The sequence below is a fragment of the Actinomyces sp. oral taxon 181 genome (assembly GCF_018370895.1).
In the GTDB taxonomy this organism is placed as follows: Bacteria; Actinomycetota; Actinomycetes; order Actinomycetales; family Actinomycetaceae; genus Pauljensenia.
This window is the reverse complement of record NZ_JAGYZL010000004.1, coordinates 74,227-93,997: the sequence shown is the minus strand read 5'-3', so window position 1 is coordinate 93,997 and position 19,771 is coordinate 74,227. Positions and strand designations below refer to the sequence as shown.

19 protein-coding genes and 1 pseudogene are annotated in these 19,771 nt (G+C 56.4%); 7 read left to right on the top strand and 13 right to left on the bottom strand.

Annotated features, from left to right (window positions below; genetic code table 11):
• The first annotated feature begins 26 nt into the window (after window positions 1–26).
• The gene (gene trxB / locus KHW85_RS03250) at window positions 27–959 is read left to right on the top strand and encodes a thioredoxin-disulfide reductase (protein ID WP_009748164.1); all 933 of its coding nucleotides are present in this window, start codon (window positions 27–29) and stop codon (window positions 957–959) included.
• A gap of 3 nt (window positions 960–962) precedes the next feature.
• Window positions 963–1,208, top strand: a pseudogene (locus KHW85_RS03245) (LLM class flavin-dependent oxidoreductase); the annotation flags it as partial.
• 36 nt (window positions 1,209–1,244) lie between these two features.
• Here the strand turns inward: KHW85_RS03245 and KHW85_RS03240 are convergent.
• From KHW85_RS03240 to KHW85_RS03225, 4 genes are all read right to left on the bottom strand, one after another.
• Window positions 1,245–3,149, bottom strand: a complete 1,905-nt coding sequence (locus tag KHW85_RS03240) for a cation-translocating P-type ATPase (protein WP_291458782.1) — start codon at window positions 3,147–3,149, stop codon at window positions 1,245–1,247.
• Window positions 3,146–3,514, bottom strand: a complete 369-nt coding sequence (locus KHW85_RS03235; RefSeq protein ID WP_019126703.1) for a metalloregulator ArsR/SmtB family transcription factor — start codon at window positions 3,512–3,514, stop codon at window positions 3,146–3,148. Before KHW85_RS03235 ends, KHW85_RS03240 begins: the two co-directional genes overlap by 4 nt.
• A 465-nt stretch (window positions 3,515–3,979) precedes the next feature.
• The gene (locus KHW85_RS03230; protein WP_291458781.1) at window positions 3,980–5,326 is read right to left on the bottom strand and encodes an FtsX-like permease family protein; all 1,347 of its coding nucleotides are present in this window, start codon (window positions 5,324–5,326) and stop codon (window positions 3,980–3,982) included.
• Complete coding sequence (locus tag KHW85_RS03225) at window positions 5,323–5,997, bottom strand: ABC transporter ATP-binding protein (protein ID WP_048713062.1); 675 nt, start codon at window positions 5,995–5,997, stop codon at window positions 5,323–5,325. Before KHW85_RS03225 ends, KHW85_RS03230 begins: the two co-directional genes overlap by 4 nt.
• A gap of 200 nt (window positions 5,998–6,197) precedes the next feature.
• On the opposite strand from KHW85_RS03225, the gene KHW85_RS03220 reads away from it, so the two are divergent.
• From KHW85_RS03220 to KHW85_RS03210, 3 genes are all read left to right on the top strand, one after another.
• Window positions 6,198–6,902, top strand: coding sequence for an MgtC/SapB family protein (locus KHW85_RS03220; protein WP_291458780.1), 705 nt, complete (start codon window positions 6,198–6,200; stop codon window positions 6,900–6,902).
• Window positions 6,903–6,998: 96 nt separating this feature from the next.
• A complete protein-coding gene (locus KHW85_RS03215; RefSeq protein WP_291458779.1) occupies window positions 6,999–8,318 on the top strand; it encodes a PLP-dependent aminotransferase family protein in 1,320 nt (439 codons plus the stop codon).
• A 15-nt stretch (window positions 8,319–8,333) separates the two neighbouring features.
• Complete coding sequence (locus KHW85_RS03210; RefSeq protein ID WP_291458778.1) at window positions 8,334–9,284, top strand: D-alanine--D-alanine ligase; 951 nt, start codon at window positions 8,334–8,336, stop codon at window positions 9,282–9,284.
• A gap of 95 nt (window positions 9,285–9,379) precedes the next feature.
• Here the strand turns inward: KHW85_RS03210 and KHW85_RS03205 are convergent, their stop codons facing one another.
• The 9 genes from KHW85_RS03205 to rpmH form a co-directional block, all read right to left on the bottom strand.
• Window positions 9,380–10,015: an HAD family hydrolase gene (locus KHW85_RS03205; protein WP_291458777.1), complete on the bottom strand. Its 636-nt coding sequence runs from the start codon at window positions 10,013–10,015 to the stop codon at window positions 9,380–9,382.
• 417 nt (window positions 10,016–10,432) lie between these two features.
• Window positions 10,433–11,746 (bottom strand): ParB/RepB/Spo0J family partition protein, encoded by a 1,314-nt coding sequence (locus KHW85_RS03200; protein WP_291458776.1) that lies wholly within the window; start codon window positions 11,744–11,746, stop codon window positions 10,433–10,435.
• Window positions 11,747–11,935: 189 nt separating this feature from the next.
• Entirely contained in the window at window positions 11,936–12,805 is an 870-nt protein-coding gene (locus KHW85_RS03195; RefSeq protein WP_291458775.1) for an AAA family ATPase, read from the bottom strand.
• Between the two features lie 97 nt (window positions 12,806–12,902).
• On the bottom strand, window positions 12,903–13,574 hold the full coding sequence (gene rsmG / locus KHW85_RS03190) for a 16S rRNA (guanine(527)-N(7))-methyltransferase RsmG (protein WP_291458774.1): 672 nt from the start codon (window positions 13,572–13,574) through the stop codon (window positions 12,903–12,905).
• A complete protein-coding gene (locus tag KHW85_RS03185) occupies window positions 13,575–14,111 on the bottom strand; it encodes a R3H domain-containing nucleic acid-binding protein (protein WP_009748177.1) in 537 nt (178 codons plus the stop codon). It abuts the gene before it with no gap.
• A 54-nt stretch (window positions 14,112–14,165) separates the two neighbouring features.
• Window positions 14,166–15,467: a membrane protein insertase YidC gene (gene yidC, locus KHW85_RS03180; RefSeq protein ID WP_291458773.1), complete on the bottom strand. Its 1,302-nt coding sequence runs from the start codon at window positions 15,465–15,467 to the stop codon at window positions 14,166–14,168.
• Between the two features lie 11 nt (window positions 15,468–15,478).
• A complete protein-coding gene (yidD, locus tag KHW85_RS03175) occupies window positions 15,479–15,856 on the bottom strand; it encodes a membrane protein insertion efficiency factor YidD (RefSeq protein ID WP_291458772.1) in 378 nt (125 codons plus the stop codon).
• Window positions 15,853–16,221 (bottom strand): ribonuclease P protein component, encoded by a 369-nt coding sequence (gene rnpA, locus KHW85_RS03170; protein WP_034251174.1) that lies wholly within the window; start codon window positions 16,219–16,221, stop codon window positions 15,853–15,855. The genes yidD and rnpA overlap by 4 nt, the downstream gene beginning before the upstream one ends.
• A gap of 11 nt (window positions 16,222–16,232) precedes the next feature.
• Window positions 16,233–16,373 (bottom strand): 50S ribosomal protein L34, encoded by a 141-nt coding sequence (rpmH, locus tag KHW85_RS03165; protein WP_009748181.1) that lies wholly within the window; start codon window positions 16,371–16,373, stop codon window positions 16,233–16,235.
• A gap of 383 nt (window positions 16,374–16,756) precedes the next feature.
• Here rpmH and dnaA point away from each other — a divergent pair, with 383 nt between their 5' ends.
• Both dnaA and dnaN read left to right on the top strand, forming a co-directional pair.
• Window positions 16,757–18,235, top strand: coding sequence for a chromosomal replication initiator protein DnaA (gene dnaA, locus KHW85_RS03160; RefSeq protein WP_291458771.1), 1,479 nt, complete (start codon window positions 16,757–16,759; stop codon window positions 18,233–18,235).
• Window positions 18,236–18,629: 394 nt separating this feature from the next.
• Entirely contained in the window at window positions 18,630–19,763 is a 1,134-nt protein-coding gene (gene dnaN, locus KHW85_RS03155; protein WP_291458770.1) for a DNA polymerase III subunit beta, read from the top strand.
• Window positions 19,764–19,771 lie beyond the last annotated feature (8 nt).

Sequence of the window (19,771 nt, the reverse complement as noted above, 5' to 3'; positions counted from 1 at the left end):
CCGTTACCTGCTCAAAAGGAGACATCATGTCTGAAACTATCCACGACGTTGTCATCGTCGGCTCCGGTCCTGCGGGATACACTGCGGCTATTTACACTGCGCGCGCTGGATTCAAGCCTGTTGTCGTTGCCGGTGCCCTGGCTGCAGGTGGCGCGCTGATGAACACGACTGAAGTTGAGAATTTCCCCGGTTTCCCCGAGGGTGTCCTTGGCCCGGAGCTGATGGACAATATGCGTCAGCAGGCCGAAAAGTTTGGTGCTGATGTTCGCTACGAGGATGCCTACACGCTGGAGCTCGAAGGTGATATTAAGAAGATCACCCTTGAGGATGAAACCCTCTTGGCTCGCAGCGTCATCTTGGCAACCGGTTCGGAATACCGTCATATGAATGTTCCCGGAGAAGAAGAGTTCTCTGGTCGAGGCGTCTCCTTCTGCGCGACCTGCGATGGTTTCTTCTTCCGCGATAAGCACGTCATCGTCGTCGGTGGCGGTGACTCCGCAATGGAAGAGGCAACCTTCTTGACGAAGTTCGCTTCAAAGGTCACTGTCGTTCACCGCCGCGATCAGCTGCGTGCATCTAAGGCGATGGCCGATCGCGCACTGGCCAATGAGAAGATCGAATTCGCATGGAACTCTGTTGTCGAAGAGGTTCTGGGCGATTCGGCTGTCACCGGTGTTCGCTTGCGTTCCACCGTTGATGATTCGACTCGCGTTCTTGATGCCGATGGCGTTTTCGTTGCCATCGGTCACCTTCCCCGCACCGCCGTAGTTTCCGGTCAGGTTGCTTTGGACGAGGCCGGTTACATCCTGGTCAATGACCCGGGTACCGCAACGAACCTTCCGGGTGTCTTCGCCTGTGGCGACGCTGTTGATCACACCTATCGCCAGGCAATTACTGCTGCGGGTTCCGGTTGCCGCGCTGCTCTTGATGCGCAGCACTGGCTCGAATCTCAGGTGTAAGTATTGAAGGCCTTCGGTTTCCTGAGCTTTGGACATTATGCACGGGACGGAAGGCACGGACTGAGCGGCCGCGATGCCCTTCATCAGGCAATCGAGTTATCTGTTGCTGCTGATGATCTTGGAGTGAATGGAGCCTACTTCAGGGTGCATCACTTTGCGCCCCAGGGGGCTTCGCCTATACCGCTTCTTTCTGCGGTTGCAGCACGGACGGCACATATCGAAGTGGGTACTGGCGTTATCGATATGCGCTAGCAAATGTCTGAGTTATGACGTTCGATGCCACCCCTATCGTTTGTGGGCACGCGCTGCGCGCAGCCCGTTGGCGATAACGACGACCTCGGCGACCTCGTGGACGAGGACGACCGCGGCCAGGCCGAGCACGCCGGTGATGGCCAGCGGCGGCAGCACGGCGATGATCGCCAGGGACAGCACGATGTTCTGGTTCATGATCACCCGGCCGCGGCGGGCATGCCGCAGCGCCTGCGGGATCAGGCCAAGGTCGCGCCCGGTGAAGGCGACGTCGGCAGACTCGATCGCGGCGTCGGAGCCGGTCGCGCCCATCGCGATGCCCACAGTCGCACCGGCCAGGGCGGGGGCGTCGTTGATGCCGTCGCCGATCATCGCCGTCGGTGAGGCCTCGGAGAGCTGGGCGACGATGCGGGCTTTGTCCTCGGGCCGCAGCTCGGCGTGCACGTCGCCGATCCCGGCCAGCTTCGCCAGCGCAGCTGCGGTGCGAGAGTTGTCGCCGGTGAGCATGCTCACCTCGACGCCCTGGTCACGCAGGGTCCGCACGACCTCGGGGACCTCGGGGCGCAGCTCGTCGCGGACGCCGATCGCCCCGGCCAGGCGGCCGTCGACGGCCACGAGCACGCAGGTCTGGCCCTCGGCCTCCAGGTCCTTGACCCGGGCCTTGAGCGGTCCGGCGTCGATCCAGCGGGGGCTGCCCACCGTCACCCGGCGGCCGTCGACGATGCCGTCGATGCCGTGCCCGGCCTCCTCCGTCACGTCCTGCGCGGCGAGGGCCCCCTGGCCCGCGGCGGCGATGGCGGCGGCGAGAGGGTGCGTCGAGTGCTGCTCGACGGAAGCCGCCCAGGCGAGCACCTGCGCGTCGTCGAACCCGTCGGCGGCGACGACGGCGATGACCTCGGGCCGGTTGCGGGTCAGAGTGCCGGTCTTGTCCACGGCGAGGTGGCGGATGCCGCCGAGGCGCTCGAACGCGGCACCGCTCTTGATGACGACGCCGAACTTCGTCGCCGCGCCAATCGCGGACACCACGGTGACCGGCACCGCGATCGCCATCGCGCACGGGCTGGCGGCGACGAGGACGACCAGGGCGCGGGTGATCCAGGTCTCGGGGTCGCCAAGCAGCGATCCGAGCACGCCGACCAGGACGGCGAGGACCATCACGCCGGGCACCAGCGGGCGGGCGATCCGGTCAGCGATCCGGGCTCGCTCGCCCTTCTCTGCCTGGGCCTGCTCGACGAGCTCCACGATGGTGGTCAGCGAGTTGTCGGTGCCCGGGGCGGTCGCCTCGACCTCCAGCACGCCGGCGGTATTGATCGCCCCCGCCGAGACCGCGTCATCGGGGGCGACCTCGACCGGGATCGACTCGCCGGTGATCGCGGAGGTGTCCAGGCTGGAGCGTCCGACGCGGACGATCCCGTCGGTGACGACCCGCTCGCCCGGACGGACCAGCAGCACGTCGCCGATGGCGATCTCCTTGGCCGGGACCTCCACCGAGGCACCGTCGCGCAGCACGGTCGCGGTCTCCGGCACGAGCTTGAGCAGCGCGCGCAGGCCGCCACGGGCGCGGTCCATCGCCTTGTCCTCCAGGGCCTCGGCGATCGAGTACAGGAACGCCAGCGCGGCGGCCTCCTCCACGTAGCCGAGGATGACCGCTCCGACGGCACTGATCGTCATCAGCAGCGCGATCCCAAGCTTCCGCTTAGCGAACAGGTTCCGCAGCGCGCCGGGCACGAACGTGTACGCGCCCAGCAGCAGGCCCGCCCAGAACGCGACCAGCGCCGCAACGTACAGCCCCGACCACTCCAGCACCAGGCCGGTGCCGAACGCGACCCCGGAGAGGATCGGCACCACCAGGCCCGGGTCGCGCCACCACGGGCGCTCGGTCTCCTCTGCCTCTTCAGCGGCGTTGGTGGTCGGCTTGTCGCAGCCGCATGCGGCGCTCACGAGGCGTCCTCGGAGCCGCTCGGACCGCAGCAGCCGGGCACCGAGCAGTGCGGGTCGATGCACGGGGCGCTCTCGTCCACCGCCAGCGTCACGTCCATCAGCGCCGTCAGCGCCGCGGCCAGGTGCGGGTCGGCGATCTCGTAGCGGGTCTGCCGCCCCTCGGGCTCAGCGACCACGATGCCGCAGTCGCGCAGACAGGTCAGATGGTTGGACACGTTCGAGCGGGTCAGCCCCAGCTCGCGCGAGAGCACGGCGGGGTGGCTCGGGCCGTCAAGCAGGGACATCAGGATCCGGGAGCGCGTCGGGTCGGCCATGGCCCGGCCGAGCCGGTTCATGACGTCGAGGCGCGAAGCAATAGTCAGCATGCACTGAACTATACAGTGATGGCTGACCAATAGTCAAGTTGGGATTCCAGGAAAATCTGTCGATCATCAGCAACTTCGCCAAATATGTGGCACCTGAGCTCGGTTGGGTTCCTGCTGATCAGGGTCTTCCAACGAGCTACCCAATTGATTAAGTCCGTGGCACTTAGCTATCGCGGAGTCCCAGATAAGACATCTGCCTGCGAAAGCTGAGGTCTCTGGACGGCTGACTTGCCGGTGCTTTTGTAGGGGCAAAAGCACCGGCACGTCATTCCACCAGCGCCATTGCAAGTGGAAGCTCAGCCCGGTCGAAACCCTGACCTCCCAACCAGTGCCTTTATTTTAATCCCGACCAAACGATAAAACCCGGGAAAATGTGCACTGTGCGATGCACATTTTCCCAGGTCAGAGGCTGTTTAAAGCTGATTAAGGTGCAACCTTAAAGCGCCGTATTAGCACCGTATTAATTCAGTTATTCCCCTCGTGAAGATCACTCAATAGTTTACGACGCAAGGGTCCTGTGGCCTCGGAAGCCAACATAATCAGCCCGATGCCCAGCACAGTCATACCCACCAAAATCAACATCGGGGCGAGTCCAGCACTCAGAGCCATGATCGGAGACATAAAGACAATGCCCAAACTCATTGCTCCGCCGATCATGAGCAGTGCCGGAAGCAGAATTTCAATCCTGCGCGCACGATCCATAAAGTTTCGGGGCGAGCCCATGAATTCCAAGGCTTTCATCTGCTCAACGGAATCAATAACGCGAATGCCTTGATTGATCGCAGTCGAAATTGCACCCAAAGCCATAGTGATACCAAAAGTCAGAAGCATTCCCGTGCGAATATCCGACACGAGGATCCTCTCGACGTCCTGCATATCCCCCGTACTGCTCACGATCGAGCTGAAGATTGGCATGAGCACACCGACAATGAAGGCGACCAGGGCAAGCGCACCGAAAGACCTCCAAACGCTCTTTGGATCATCAGCGATACGACGACCCGCAAGAAGCATCTGAGGAGTGCGCGCAAGACTTGCCATGGCATTGCCCAGAAGGGATACCGAAAAAGCTCCCACGACATTAACCAGCGCAAAAATCACGCCAAGGAATCCCAAGAACAACCCGAAGGCAATCGCCGACCCCAGCTGCATCATAAACTGAGCAACAATCACCCAGCCTACGATCAGCACAAGCATCAAGGCCAGCCACAGTGGTGAAAGCTTCGCTCCCTCAGTTCGACGCGTAACACCCAAGGGCGTAATTGCCACTTTACGCATCGCAAGCATCGACGAAGCGGCGGCCAGCACAATCATCAGTACGGCCTCGGCAAGGAGGACAAGGGGACCGACCCACATCTCGTGAACCCCGATGCGCTCACCCTGGAAAGAAATCAATTGCCAAACCGGCAAAAGTGCGCCGTATAGAGCGGTACCACACACAACACCAACCGCTGCATAGACCGCGGTCTCGATCAGACACGCAAGATGCGTTTTTGCAGGCCCTAATCCCATGAGGCGGAGAACCGCTAAATCCCGTGCACGTCGACTCATTCCCAGACGCGCAGCGGCCGCGCCCATGCTCAGAGTCGGGACGATCATCAAAAGTCCCGCAAAGCACGCCAGCAAGACATAAAAGCCACCCATTCCCTCGAAGCCTTCTGGCAGGTCATAGGTACGCGTAAAGAACATCAGAACCCCACCTGTGACGGATAGAAGAATTGCGTGGGGAAGGGCGAAAGCCAAAACTGTCAGAATTGAGGTCGCGCGATCACGAGAACCCAGGACTGCGCGTGCCGCAGTGAGTATTGTGCTCATCGAGACACCTGCTGATCGATCAGGCCGTCTCGCATGTGGATTTCATGCGGAAGCCGCGCGGCCACCGAAGGATCATGGGTCACCAGAATCAAGCTCGCCCTGGTGCTTTGGCAGGCATAGGTCAGTACACCCATGACCTCCGCGCCGGTGCTTTGATCCAAAGCGCCCGTCGGTTCATCGGCAAAGACAACTTTTGGATTGGTAATCAGCGCGCGCCCAATCGCTACGCGCTGTGCCTGACCACCGGAGAGTTGGCCGGGCCGGTATGGACCTGCACCCTCCAGCCCCAGATTCACCAGGATCTGCTGTGCGCGGGCAATGGCCTCTTTACGCGCAACTCCCGCCAGCATCAGGGGCATTGCAATATTTTCCTGGCATGGAAGTTCTGGAAGCAGCTGCCCATCTTGGAACACGAAACCAAAGTGCTTGAGGCGGAGTTCTGAAATTGCTCCCTCACTCAGTTGTGTGATTTCAGTACCATCCAGGGTGATACTTCCCGTCGTCGGTCGCAGCACTCCCGCCAAGCAGTGTAAAAGCGTGGTCTTTCCGCAGCCCGAGGGCCCCATAATTGCCAGTTGACTGCCCTGGGGGATCGATAGGCTGACTCCCGCGAGCGCCTGAACCGTATTTCCGCCGCGTTGATAGAGTTTTGTCAGCCCGTTGACAACCATTCCCGAGGCCGTGGATGCATAAGGAGCTTGTGGCGCGCCTGCGCCCTGCTGCAGTGGTGAAGTCATGGTTTAAGTCTGCGCTTTGCTGGCCTTTTGTACCATGAGGTAAGGCCCTGATTGGCCCCTGGTTTTTCCTAGGGGATGTACCCTTGTAAACAATCAATGACACACCATCACCGCGCCGCTGCCAAGGAGGGCCAGTGCTCACTCTGAGCCAACATATCGACCAGATCCTCGGGATCTTACTTGCTCTATTCCTTTCCTCTCTGATCGGTTTGGAGCGTCAGGCCCGCGGAAAGAGCGCTGGTCTTCGTACTGATGCGATTGTCGGTATGACCTCAGCCCTTCTCATGGTCGTTTCGAAGTACGGTTTTAATGACGTGCTTGCGGCTGATCTTGTGCGCGTCGATCCCTCTCGCGTCGCCGCGCAGATCGTTTCCGGAATTGGCTTCCTTGGCGCGGGTATTATTCTGACCCGCTCGGGAGCAGTCCGAGGCCTGACCACAGCCGCAACCGTCTGGGAGACTGCCGGAATTGGTATGGCATGTGGCGCAGGTTTGTGGATCGCGGGAACCGCTGTCACATTGATGCACTTCATTATTGTTTTCGCCCTGACACCCCTTTCACGCCACATCGGTCCCCATGCGCCCCGCCGTCCCAACACTATTGTTTTGGAGTTGGTTTTCGATCCCGGTCAAGGGGTCATGCGTCGCGTATTGAGCGTGATGACAGATTCAAAGTGGCGCGTTTCCGAAGTTCGATCTGACACCGAGGGTAAGCGCGGACATGCATTCATTGAGACGACGACCGCCGACCGTGTCGCGCTGCCCGCACTGATCGCCACAATCTCTGATCTTCCCGGCATCTATTCCGTTGAGGAAGCGGACCCTCACGGCGCAGACTAAGCGTCCACGGCCTCGGCGCTTATGTCACAACAGTCGTTTTAGTGGCACACTTAGATACGTGTGTCCTTCGACATACTTATATAGAAAGGTTCGCTAATGTCTCAGGATCCTCAGTCACAGGGAAATCGACTCGACCCGTGGTTTGATGCCTACGCAGATCGAGCTCATAACCTGCGAGCTTCTGAGATTCGCGCACTGTTTTCTGTTGTCTCTCGACCTGAGGTTGTTTCCCTTGCCGGCGGTATGCCGAATTTGAAGGACCTTCCCCTTGAAAGCCTCGCTGAAACTGCAAAGAGCTTGATCTTGACCTCTGGCGCTCAGGCCCTGCAGTACGGTTCCGGCCAAGGCTGGGAGCCCCTGCGTGAGCAACTGGTCAGCGTGATGACCTATGACGGGATCATTGGCGCCGATCCCGATGACGTGGTGATCACTACCGGTTCACAGCAAGCCCTGGACCTGATGGCAGAGCTCTTCATCAACGCGGGCGATGTTGTTTTGGCCGAGTCTCCTTCGTATGTCGGCGCTCTGGGGTGTTTCCGCGCTCGCCAAGCCGATGTTGTTCACGTTGATATGGATGAAGATGGTCTGATTCCCGAGGCCTTGGAAGAGACGATCCGTCGCCTGAAGTTGGCCGGTCGCGCCATTAAGTTCCTCTACACGATTCCAAATTTCCAGAACCCTGCTGGCGTGACCTTGACCCTTGAGAGGCGCCAACGCATCGCGGAGATTTGCATGCGGGAGCACGTGCTGATTTTGGAAGATAATCCCTACGGTTTGCTTGGCTTCCATTCGGATCCTCTGCCCGCTATTCATTCTTTCTCCCCCGAGGGTGTTGTCTACCTGGGCTCGGTTTCGAAGATGTTTGCTCCCGGTATGCGTATTGGATGGGCACTCGCTCCCCACGCTATCCGCGCAAAGCTGATCTTGGCCTCGGAAGCAGCCATTTTGTCTCCGGGCATGTTCGGGCAGATGTTCTTGTCCAGCTATCTGAACAATTACGACTGGTATGGCCAGGTCAAGGTCTACCGGGCCATGTACGCCGAGCGCTGCAAGGCGATGTTGGATGCTCTTGATGAGTACATGCCCGAGTGCTCGTGGACGAAGCCTGTCGGTGGTTTCTACACCTGGGTCACTTTGCCAGAAGGCTTGAATGCTCGCAGCATGCTTCCCCGCGCCGTAAAGGCCCAGGTTGCCTACGTTTCGGGTACCGCGTTCTACTATGACGGTCGCGGCACTGACCACATGCGTCTGTCCTTCTGCTATCCGGAACCGGATCGTATTCGCGAGGGTATCCGTCGCCTTGCTGGGGTTGTTAATGCCGAAAAGCAATTGGTCGACATGTTCGGCGTTGCCCCCGAAGAAGATGCTGAATTTTTAACTAACCGTCATGACGGTTCCGTTCATACCGAAGACTGACAAGGAGATACCCTCATGTCCGCTCAATCTTTGAAGGTCCTTATTGTCGCCGGAGGTCTGACCCACGAACGTGATGTTTCCGTACGTTCGGGGCGACGTGTTGCAAATTCGCTGGTCAATCAGGGTTTTGCAGCCAAGGTTGTTGATTTCGATCAAAACCTTCCCTCTGCAATTTCGGATTTTCGGCCCGATGTTATTTGGCCGCTCGTGCATGGCTCCATCGGTGAAGATGGATCTTTGCAAACCCTGCTTGAAGGAACCGGAATTCCTTACGTGGGTTCAACGCCTGCCCAGGCGATGGTCGCTTCGAACAAGCCCACTGCGAAGGCTTTGGTTGGTTCCGCGGGGCTTGATACCCCCGGGTGGATTGCCCTTCCCCAGCTGCTTTTCCGTCAGCTTGGTGCACAGAATGTCCTGAAGATGATCGAGGCCGGACTGACCTTCCCCTTGGTCGTTAAGCCTTCCTCTGGCGGATCCGCCCTGGGTATGTCAAAGGCATACGACGCGGGCGATCTTCGTTCAGCGATGGTTGATGCCTTCTCTTATGAGGAGCATGTCATGCTTGAGCGCTACGTTGCCGGACGTGACATTGCGGTTTCGGTGATCGATTTAGAAGATGGCCCCATCGCCTTGCCTCCCGTCGAAGTGGCCACAGATGATGGGCACTATGACTACGAAGCTCGCTACACAACTGATGAGAGTGAATACTTCGTTCCCGCTCGCCTGAGCAACGATGAGATGACGGATGTGCAGTCCGCAGCCATCCAGATTCACGAGCTTTTGGGCCTGCGTGATCTTTCCCGTATTGACTTCATTGCTGATGAAGACGGAAACTTCTGGTTTATCGATGCGAATGTTTCACCCGGTATGACTGATACCTCGCTATTCCCTCAGGCTGCCGAGGCAACGGGTTCTTTCGACGAGATCTGTGCATCTATTGTCGAGTACGTCGCGCAGCGCAGGTAACTGCACTCTGCCAGGCGAATCTAGCTTTATAGTTTCGAGCTACAAGTTTGGGGCTACACCGCGATGGTGTAGCCCCAAACTTTATTCTCAAGCTTTTAAAGAATGCCCAGCTTCTTCAAATCTTCCCGGATGGTATCTGCGTTTTCCCAGGTCAGAGCGGGTATATCAAGATATTCTGCAGCCTTGACGTACTCGGAGCGATCGTCAATGTAGAGGAGTTTCTGCGGCTCTCTTTGGGCCGAAGCAAGTGCCTCTCGATAGATTGCTCTATTCGGTTTGGTGATACCGACATGCGAGGAAAAGATCATCGGACCATTGATATACCGTTGAGCCCAGACGCTTTCCATCACTACCGATGCGTGCGTTGCGGGCATATTCGCGAGCAAGCCTAGGTGATACCCCGCACTTCTCAGGTCGCTGAGTAGATGCGCCGCCGCTTCGTCGATAGCGTGCATTCGCGAAGCATCAGCGGTCACCAGCTTGCGGACTTGATCTTCTGAGGGTTGAGGTAGGCCGCAATCTCCTGAAACCGAATCCCAGAAGTCTAGATCCGACATTCCTTCGTCATATGTGTCGCGATGTGCCCACACGGCTTTGTCGACCAGCGACACGCATTCTGCAGAGTCATCAAGGCCAATGATCGACGCAAATTCTCGTGGGTCTGGACGTTGACTAACTAATACTCCTCCAACATCGAAGAAAATCAGTTCGGTATTGAGCTCGTCAGTCATGTATGTCAACCTCCGCCTCTATTCTCTCCCATGACTGCTGATTCAACAAAATTGGCCAGAGTATCTCTCGCGTTCAATACTGTTGCAATTTCTCTGCATTTATTTGGAATACTCGCGCGACTTGTTGGCGCCCGCTTGATGATCGCTTTTGTTTTTACAGCGTGGCTGCGACCCAGTAGCTGTAGTGATACCTACTTACGCAGATCGTCCCATCGTCCAGCTTCATAGCTTCATAGCTTCATAGCTTCATAGCTTCATAGCTTCATACGAAGCATAATTTTGGGAAGCTACGACTCGCGCTCATATCAAACACAGTGGGCGATGTTTCACGTGAAACATCGCCCACCAGTTCGTCATCGCGGAGTCTAGGTATCTAGAATCAGTTACTACCCGTTCAGCTCCGAATTTTTAGCCATGCTATTGCCTGTCTGCGTGAGGCAGGAGAAGATCAGCAAGCCGTTGCAGATCATCCGAGCCAGCAAACTCGATGATGATCTTTCCCTTCCTCTTACCTTCAGAAACGGTTACGCGCGTATCCCAGGCATCTGCGAGTACCTGGCTCATGTGCTCTCCGAGCGGGGATGAAACCTTAATACGTTTCAGGGAAGGCTTCGACGGACGCTGTACTGCGCCAAGACGAACTAATTCTTCGGTTGTTCGAACCGATAAGCCTTCTGCGATGATCCTATTGGCGAGGATTTCCATATCTTCAGGCGTAGGTAGGCCGAGAAGTGCACGCGCGTGTCCTGCGGACAAGACCTGTGCCGAAACCTTCTTTTGCACGGAAGCCGGGAGCTTGAGCAGGCGAAGAGTATTTGCAATTTGCGGACGAGACCGTGCGATCTTCTTCGACAGCTCCTCCTGTGTGGCCCCGAAATCCGCCATGAGCTGCTGATACGCAAATGCTTCTTCAAGAGGATTCAGCTGTGCTCGATGGAGATTTTCAAGAAGTGCATCACGGAGCAGGTCTTCGTCTTCAGTGTGTCGAACGATGGCAGGAATTGTATTTAGGCCCGCAAGTTCACTTGCGCGCAAACGTCGTTCGCCCATAATCAGCTCATAACGAGCTTCGGGCTTTTCCTCAAGGAACCCCTTGAGTGTCTCAGAAGGTTGCTCATTTAGGGGAATGCGTCGAACAACTATTGGCTGCAATACGCCAACTTCTCGAATCGAAGCCGCAAGTTCATTCAGGTCGTCTTCATCGAATACTTGGCGAGGCTGACGGGTATTTGGAACGATCTGCTCAAGCGGTATTTCTGCAAACGTGGCACCAGGCACTTGCATCAATTCCGATGTTTCACGTGAAACATCGTCACTCACATGCGCTGAAGCGTTCCCATCAGACTCATGCACTTCCTTTCGCGTGGAACGAGAAGAGCCGGAAGATCGAGACGAAGCAGTAGTTAGAGACGCACCGGACGTGGCCGCGACCTTTTCATCATCAGAACTGATACTCGCTGCCGTGTGCGCACGCGCTTTAGTCTGAGCTGATGACTTGATTTTCGCTGACGCAGACTTAGCGGTCCGAGATTTCGGTTCCAGTAATTCACGAGCGGAACCACCGCGCACTGTACCTGACGTTTTACGCTCGCCTGGGAATAGAACATCGAGGGGTCGCTTAGCAACATCTTCAGGCTTCTCAGTTTGAGCAGGGGGAATGAGTGCACCCAAACCGCGCCCTAAACCAGTACGTCGTTGGGACTTATGAGTCGATTCTGATTGCTCGGCCATTCTCACTTACCAATCTCGCGAATACCGAATATTGAGTCCATTGTTTCACGTGAAACAGCAAAATGTGTATCGAGCCAGCAAAAACGCGTTTTCACAGACGCGTTCTCCTGAGAAATAGAATCAGGGTTCGATCGCCTCTATAAGACGATCGAACCCTGAAAAAATGATTTTAGTGAACGAAAAGCGAAATTACTTCGCCAGACGATGGCTCAGCTCGTACGCAGCCTTGCGATAGGCAAGTGAACCGGCACCGTTCGGATCGTAAGTGATAACGCTCTGACCATAGCTTGGCGCCTCAGAGACGCGAACTGAACGAGGAATGACAGTCTGCAGCGTCTGCTCAGGGAAGTGTGAACGTACCTCATTCTCAACTTCCTCGGATAAGCGCGTACGCTTGTCGGCCATCGTAAGCAGCATAGTTGAAACATGTAGTTTTGGATTGAGGTCTGCGCTGATCCGATCGATGGTTGACCACAGCTGACTCAAACCTTCAAGCGCGTAGTACTCGGTCTGAATAGGAATCAAAACCTCGTCAGCTGCAACCATGACGTTCAAAGTCACCAGGCCAAGCGAGGGCGGGCAATCAATAAGGATAAGATCGATTTGCTGATACGCCTGAACGAAGTACTCAACAGCATCGGCAAGACGAAACTCTCTACGCTCAAGATCAACAAGCTCAATTTCCGCGCCAGAAAGATCGATGGTAGCCGGGCAGACCCACAGGTTATCCATCTCGGGGCAGGCTTGAAGAACTTCACCGATCGTCAATTGACCGGTAATGACCTCATACGTCGAAGGCGTCCCGGGACCATGAGCAACGCCCAGAGCACTCGAGGCGTTGCCTTGAGCGTCAGCGTCGATAACAACAACCTTCAGACCGGCCTGCGCAAAAGAAGCCGCAAGATTGACAACCGAGGTCGTCTTACCAACGCCACCCTTTTGATTCGCTACCGCAATGACACGTGTCGACGCGGGTACGCCAAACTCAGCCGTCTCAAGGAACTCTCGATCCTGAAAATTCCGCGTAATTTGGTCCGAAAGTGGGGTATCGCCGGCCATAAAACACAAGCCTTTCTCACACGTCAATGACACAAGTGTAGGCAGTCATGTCCGCGGGAGAAAACCGAGGACACACCCGTGGAAAAGAAATGAGGAATTAGGAACGAAGTCTCTTCGCGACAACGACGTAAGTTGAATCGTCTTCCATCACCGAGGGAACCTCATGGATCTGAGCACTCAGATGATGACGCTTCAACTCGGCTGCGGCAGCCTCGACCTCTTCACCAGCACGGCGTCCCTTAAGAGCAACAAGAGAACCACCGGGAGCAATAAGCTTTGAAGTCATACGCACGAGTTTCGTCATATTCGCCAATGCACGTGAGGTCACCACATCGGCCTTGCCCTTACCGCGAAGTTCCTCTGCTCGAGCCTGATGAATACTGACATTGTCCAAACCAAGAGTATCCACAACATCAGCGAGCCATTCGCAACGTCGCGCCATGGGCTCAGCAAGATGGACATCAAGATCTGGGCGACAAATCGCAATGACGATGCCAGGGAAACCTGCCCCAGAACCGACATCCAAAATCTGCCCCTTCTTGGGAAGAAAATCCAAGACCGCGGCAGAGTTCACCAGGTGCCTCGACCAGAGTCGGGGGAGCTCACGCGGACCGATCAGCCCGCGGAGCTCACCTTCCTCAACAAGCATGTTCGCTAACTCGGCAATGTCTGGGTAGGCCAGACCGAAAAGCTCTCGAACTTCGGGTCCGGGAACCTCAAGCTCAAGGTCATCTTCGGCCTCGCGAAGGGAATTACCGAGCGCGTCCACTCAGGCCTCCTCGGCCTCGTCGGCGGAGTCAGAATCGGCGTCAGCATCCTCAACAGGAAGGATCACAACGCGACGACGGGGCTCAACACCCTCGGACTCACTGCGAAGACCCTCGGAAGCAACAACGTCGTGGCAGACCTTGCGCTCGAAGGGGTTCATGGGCTCAAGCTTCTGAGGCTCACCAGTCGCACGAAGTCGCGCAATTGCCTCGTGAGTGAGGTCCTGAAGATCCGCCTTACGATCGGCACGGAAGCCCGCGATATCGAGCATCAGGCGCGAACGCTCGCCGGTCTCGGTCTGGACGGCAAGGCGCGTGAGTTCCTGAAGGGCGTCGACAACTTCGCCATCTTCGCCAACAAGGTGATCCAGAGCAGAGGGATCTTCCGAAATGATTTCTACTGATGCGCGGCCATTCTCGACATCAATTTCAATGTCGCCGTCGAGGTCGGCAATATCCAGCAGTTCTTCCAAGTAATCGGCAGCGAGCTCGCCTTCTTCCTCAAGGCGCGAGAGCTCGTTTGTCGTTTCTTCGCTCATATTTATCCTCCGTAGGGGTTTGATGCCTCAGGCATCTAATGGTCTATGGGCGCCTCAGCGCTTCTTCTTCTTTGCAGCGGCGCGGCGAGCCTTGCGGCGTTCCTGGCGCTTGCGCTCGAGCTCTGCGGCTTCAGCATCTGACGAGGCCTCGGAAGAAGCAGCCTGTCCGCCACGAGCGCGAACCTGACGCTGGGCCTCTTCACGCTTAGCAGCGGCCTCACGACGTTCTGCTGCGCGCTCAGTTGCAACCTTCACACCCTTCATCCAGACCTCATCGGGAAGGGTCGTCCACTCTTGCATGGACAGGTTGCGGTAAACAGAAACGATCTCTCCGGCGCTCATGGCCTCGGGGAAATCAGAAGCGATCTTCTGACGCTTGGCACGGCTACGAACCTCGGTCAGCGTGGTCTCGTTAAGAGCCTTGAGTTCATCCGAACCATCGGCCAGTTCGCGACGCTTCTCGTCGTAGTCCGCAAAGAAGGGACGTGCCCACGACTGGTAGGCATCCTGACGCTTGGCCAGGAGTTCGTTGTAGGCAGCTGAGTTCGGGTTCGGCATATTGCGAATGACCCACAGCATCTGCAAGTAGGCCCAGATACCAGCGGTGGTCGTGTAGATAACAACACCCATCTGGAAGAAGAGGCCCGAGAAGATGAACATAAAGGGCATGAAGTACATCATCATGCGCTGCGAACGGACCATCGGGTTGTTCGGGTCCTGGTTCAGCGGCATGTTCTTCGACATCGTCAGGCGGATGGTCAGGAACTGGCTGACGACCATAACGATGATGAAGATGACGAAGACCAGGGTCGGCAGCGACATGAGCTGCGAGTCGCGGATGGTGTGTGACAGCGGGACGCCGAAGACCTGGGATGCATCGATCTCGCTTGCGACCGACTGAGTGATCGGACCCAGTGAATCGATGTGGCGCGAACCGACCGAGTAGGTGTTTTCAGCAAGTGCATGGATCGCGTAGATCGCGCGGTACATTGCGAAAAGAACTGGCAGCTGAACCAGCATCGGCAGGCAGGACGCGAAGGGGTTGACTCCGTACTTCTTATTGAGTTCGGAAATTTCCTGCTGCATCCGTTGGCGCGAGGCGACGTCGGTCTTTCCCTTGTACTTCGCCTGAATCTTCTGCATTTGGGGCTGAACAATGGAGGTGCCCCTCATACTCTTCAGCTGCTTGAGGTACAGCGGGATGATGAGCACGCGCACAAGGACGGTCAGCAGGATGATGGAGATAATCCATGCAAGTCCTGCACCTGAACTCATTCCAACAAGCAGAAGCAAGTCGTGAATTCGAATCCACAGCCATGCGACTGCGACAACGAAGGGATAGAGAATGGAATCCACAGGAGATCTCCTTATGATGCGCGGGGGACACCGCTCGTGTCCGCGTGGTGCTCGGCTCCTGCCGAGAAGTCTTGATTATTCATGCCCATGACGGGCCGTGCCCAAGGGTCGTCGTATCCGGCCCAATCTGCCGGAGGGACCCAGGCCTCGCCAGTCCACTTGCCGCGAGTGGGAACTTCATCGACCCCACCGAGGCTCCACGGATTACAACGAAGAATGCGCCACACGGCCAGGATTGTCCCTTTGACGAGGCCGTGGGTGTGCAAGGCGCCCACGGCATAGCTTGAGCAGGTGGGGTAGTAGCGACAACGCGGGGCACACATGGGGGAGATGAAACGCTGATAGAAGCGCACGGGAAGAATGGCAATGTAGGCAAAAGGAGAGCTCACAGGCGACCTCCCTCCCGATGATCCCATTTCTTCCATGCACGGCGAAGAACTTGGTCTAATTCTTCCCCAAGTTCGCACGAGCTTGCACCCAGGGCGTCATGCTTAACGCGAACAACAACGCGTGCGCCCTGAGGAAGTGCACCCAAGCGTTCTTTCATGAGGTGACGCAATTGCCGCTTAACTCGGTTACGTCCAACCGCACGTTTAATTTGGCTTTTAGGTACGACGAAACCGACGAGGCGTGAATCACTATCCTCGTCGGTTCGACAATGCACAATGAGCCTTTGCTGACCCGCGCGCGATCCGCTTCGGATTGCGAGGCGGAAGTCCGCTGGATTCACCATGCGGTTCGAGCGGGGCAACACCTCGCGAAAGCTCAGGCGGAGAGGCGGGCGCGGCCCTTGCGACGGCGTGCAGCCAGGATTGCGCGGCCAGCGCGGGTGCTCATACGCAGGCGGAAGCCGTGCGTCTTCGAACGACGACGGTTGTTCGGCTGATAAGTCCGCTTGGTGGTCACTGATATCTCCTCGAATTGGTCATGGACAGTGTGCGCCGCAATTAGGCACACATACGAACTGACAGCCTACGGGTTTTTGGCCGTTCCGTCAACGAAAGAGCGCCGTACCACACTGAATCCACACCTGTGGAAGCAGGTGTGGATAAATTGGGGGTTAGTTATCCACATGCGAAGTTATCCACAGAGCTGTGGACAGAGGTCTTTTCTTTTTGGCACAAGGGTGAGGTGTTGTAACTACACAAATGTCATTTGGGGATTAAATATCCACAGGTCTATCCCCAGCTGTGGAAAACATGACATGCTTGTAAAGTTATCGGTGGATAATGATTCGCAACCGATATCATTTCTCGTGTCCTATCTCACGTCAGCTTTCGGAGGTTCCCGTGTCGATCGATGCCCTTACTCAGGCTTGGTCTGAGGCACTGTCGCAAAACTCAGATCTGCTGGGACCCGTAGCCATGTCGTACCTGCGTTCAGCAAAGCCGCTGGGCGATATTGACGGCACGATCCTCATCGCAGTTCCCAATGACTTCGCCAAGAAGTGGATTGAAAACAACGGTGCAAATGACCTCACGCAAGCACTTGCTGCAATTCTTGGTCGAAGTGTTCGACTGGCAGTAACCATCGACCCCACTATGGATGCACAAGAAGAAGCGGTAGAGGAAAGTTCCTCCACGACCTCGGAAATTGCGGATAACTCAGCGCCTACCTCACAGGCCGAGCCCGCCCATTCATCCTCTTCTTCTCAGGCTTCTTCACAGATCAGTCAAACTTCCGGCAGCACTGGAAGCCCACAACTGGCAATCGATACCGCCAGCACGCATCTCAATCCCAAGCACACTTTTGACACCTTCGTCATTGGTCCTTCGAACCGCTTCGCTCACGCTGCAGCTTTTGCGGTATCGGAAAGCCCGGGACGTGCCTACAACCCGCTGTTCATTCACGGTGGTTCCGGGCTGGGGAAGACCCACTTAATCCACGCAATTGGCCACTACACGCTGTCACTCTTCCCGCAGATGCGCGTGCGCTACGTGAACTCAGAGGAATTTACCAACGACTTCATTAACTCTGTGCGCGAGGAAAGCATTGAGGAATTCCAGAGGCGCTACCGCGAGGTCGACGTTCTGCTCATTGACGATATCCAATTCATTCAGGGCAAAGAGCGTACGGTCGAAGAGTTCTTCCACACCTTTAACTCTCTGTACAACGCGGGAAAGCAGATCGTTTTGACCTCAGACGTCCCGCCTCGCGAACTCGATCTGGAAGATCGAATCCGTTCGCGCTTCGCAGCGGGCCTTTTGGTCGACGTCCTTCCTCCCGACCTGGAAACCCGTATCGCAATCTTGCAAAAGAAGGCCAGTGCGGAAAATATCGAAGTTGATCCTCGGGTTCTGGAATACATTGCCCAGCGAATTTCCTCGAATATTCGCGAACTTGAAGGCGCCCTGGTGCGAGTTGCTGCCTTCGAATCCCTGTCGAAAGAACCGGTCACCGTTTCGATGGCAGAGATGCTCTTGAAGGACTTTGCTTCTGACCCGCAGGACACCGAAGTAACACCAACACTGATTATGAGTCAGACCGCGACGTATTTCGGCGTAACGATTGATCAATTGTCGTCCTCAGACCGTTCGCATGTCGTCGTCGAGGCACGTCAGATCGCGATGTACCTGTGTCGCGAACTCACTGATCTTTCGCTTCCGAAGATTGGCGCTGCATTTGGCGGACGTGACCACACAACCGTGATGCACGCGAATAAGAAGATTGTGGGGTTGATGGCGGAGAAGAGGGAGACCTTTAACTACGTCACCGAATTGACCAACCGCATTAAGCAGGCCGCACGTCAGTCAGCAAGTCTCAGCTAAAAACTGGACGTTGGGGGGTGCGAACTTCCTTTCCACAGAAGCTGTGGAAACTGTGGTGAAACACCTCCGATCGCTTGTGTATGAGGCAGAGCAATTTGTGGAGAAAAACAACAGAATAATTTTCGTCCACAAAAACATGTAGTTCGTTCACACACAGATTCACATATTCATCCACGAAAGAAGTGCTGTCATTTCACGGTAAAAATGGGTTTTCCACACAATCCACATAGCCGATGATGACGATGAACTTTAGTTCAAGACAAATAACAAAAAATCACCAACATCAGATAGGCCTCGAGCTCTAACTGGTTAAGGTGTAATTCTCAGTTTCCTTTACGCCTACAGCTAGGTAAACTGACCACGGTATATCTACATTCAGTTCCAAGGAGAATCCATGAAGTTCACCGTCGCCCGCGACGTGCTTGCAGAAGCTGTTTCATGGACAGCGCGTGTACTTCCCACCCGTCCCGCAAGCCCCATCCTTGCTGGTATGCGAATCTCGGCTCAGGGTCAGGAACTGACTCTGTCCTCCTTCGACTACGAAGTTTCTGGAAACTCGCGCATTCCCGCCTCGGTTGATGAAGAAGGCGAAGTTCTGGTTTCCGGTCGACTTCTTGCAGATATTTCAAAGTCCCTGCCCAACAAGCCGGTCACCATCGAAGTTGATGGACAAAAAGTTTCTCTTTCCTGCGGTTCTTCGCACTTCACCTTGGCAGTCATGCCTATCGACGAATACCCGCTTCTTCCCGCACAGCCTCAGGTTGCAGGTTCTGTAGATTCGCAGGTTTTCCAGCAGGCAGTTGCTCAGGTATCAATCGCAGCTTCTCGCGATGAAACCCTTCCGCTTCTTACCGCTGTCCGCGTCGAAATTGACGGCGATAACATCACGCTTTTGGCAACTGACCGCTACCGTCTGGCCATGCGCGAGCTCAAGTGGGATTCGGTTTCCGATATGTCCGAAGCCGCACTGGTCAAGGCACGCATTCTTCAGGACGTCGCAAAGTCCATGACCTCGGGTGCAAAGGTTGAGATCGGTCTGTCGCAGGAATCTCAGCCGGGCGCTTCTTCGCTGATCGGCTTCCAGGCCGGTGGACGTCGCACGACATCGACCCTGATGGATGGTGACTACCCTCCGGTTCGCCGTTTGTTCCCGGAAACGACCACCATCCAAGCAATCGTCGAGCGTCACACGTTGTTCGAGGCAGTTAAGCGTGTCTCCTTGGTTGCCGAGCGCAAGACCAGTGTTCGCCTGTCCTTCTCCGATGGCCAGCTTGTTCTTGAAGCCGGCCAAGGTGATAACGCCCAGGCTTCTGAAGTTGTTCAGGCGCAGCTCATGGGCGATGACATTGCGACCGCGTTTAACCCGCAGTACCTCAGCGAAGGTTTGTCGGTTATGGATACCGAGTATGTTCGCTTCGGTTTCACCCACCCAACGAAGCCCGCTGTGATCACCGGCCAAGAAAAGGCTGATGGTGGAGAGTCGACTGACTTCCGCTACCTGCTGATGCCGATCCGCTACGGAATCTGATCTGGAGT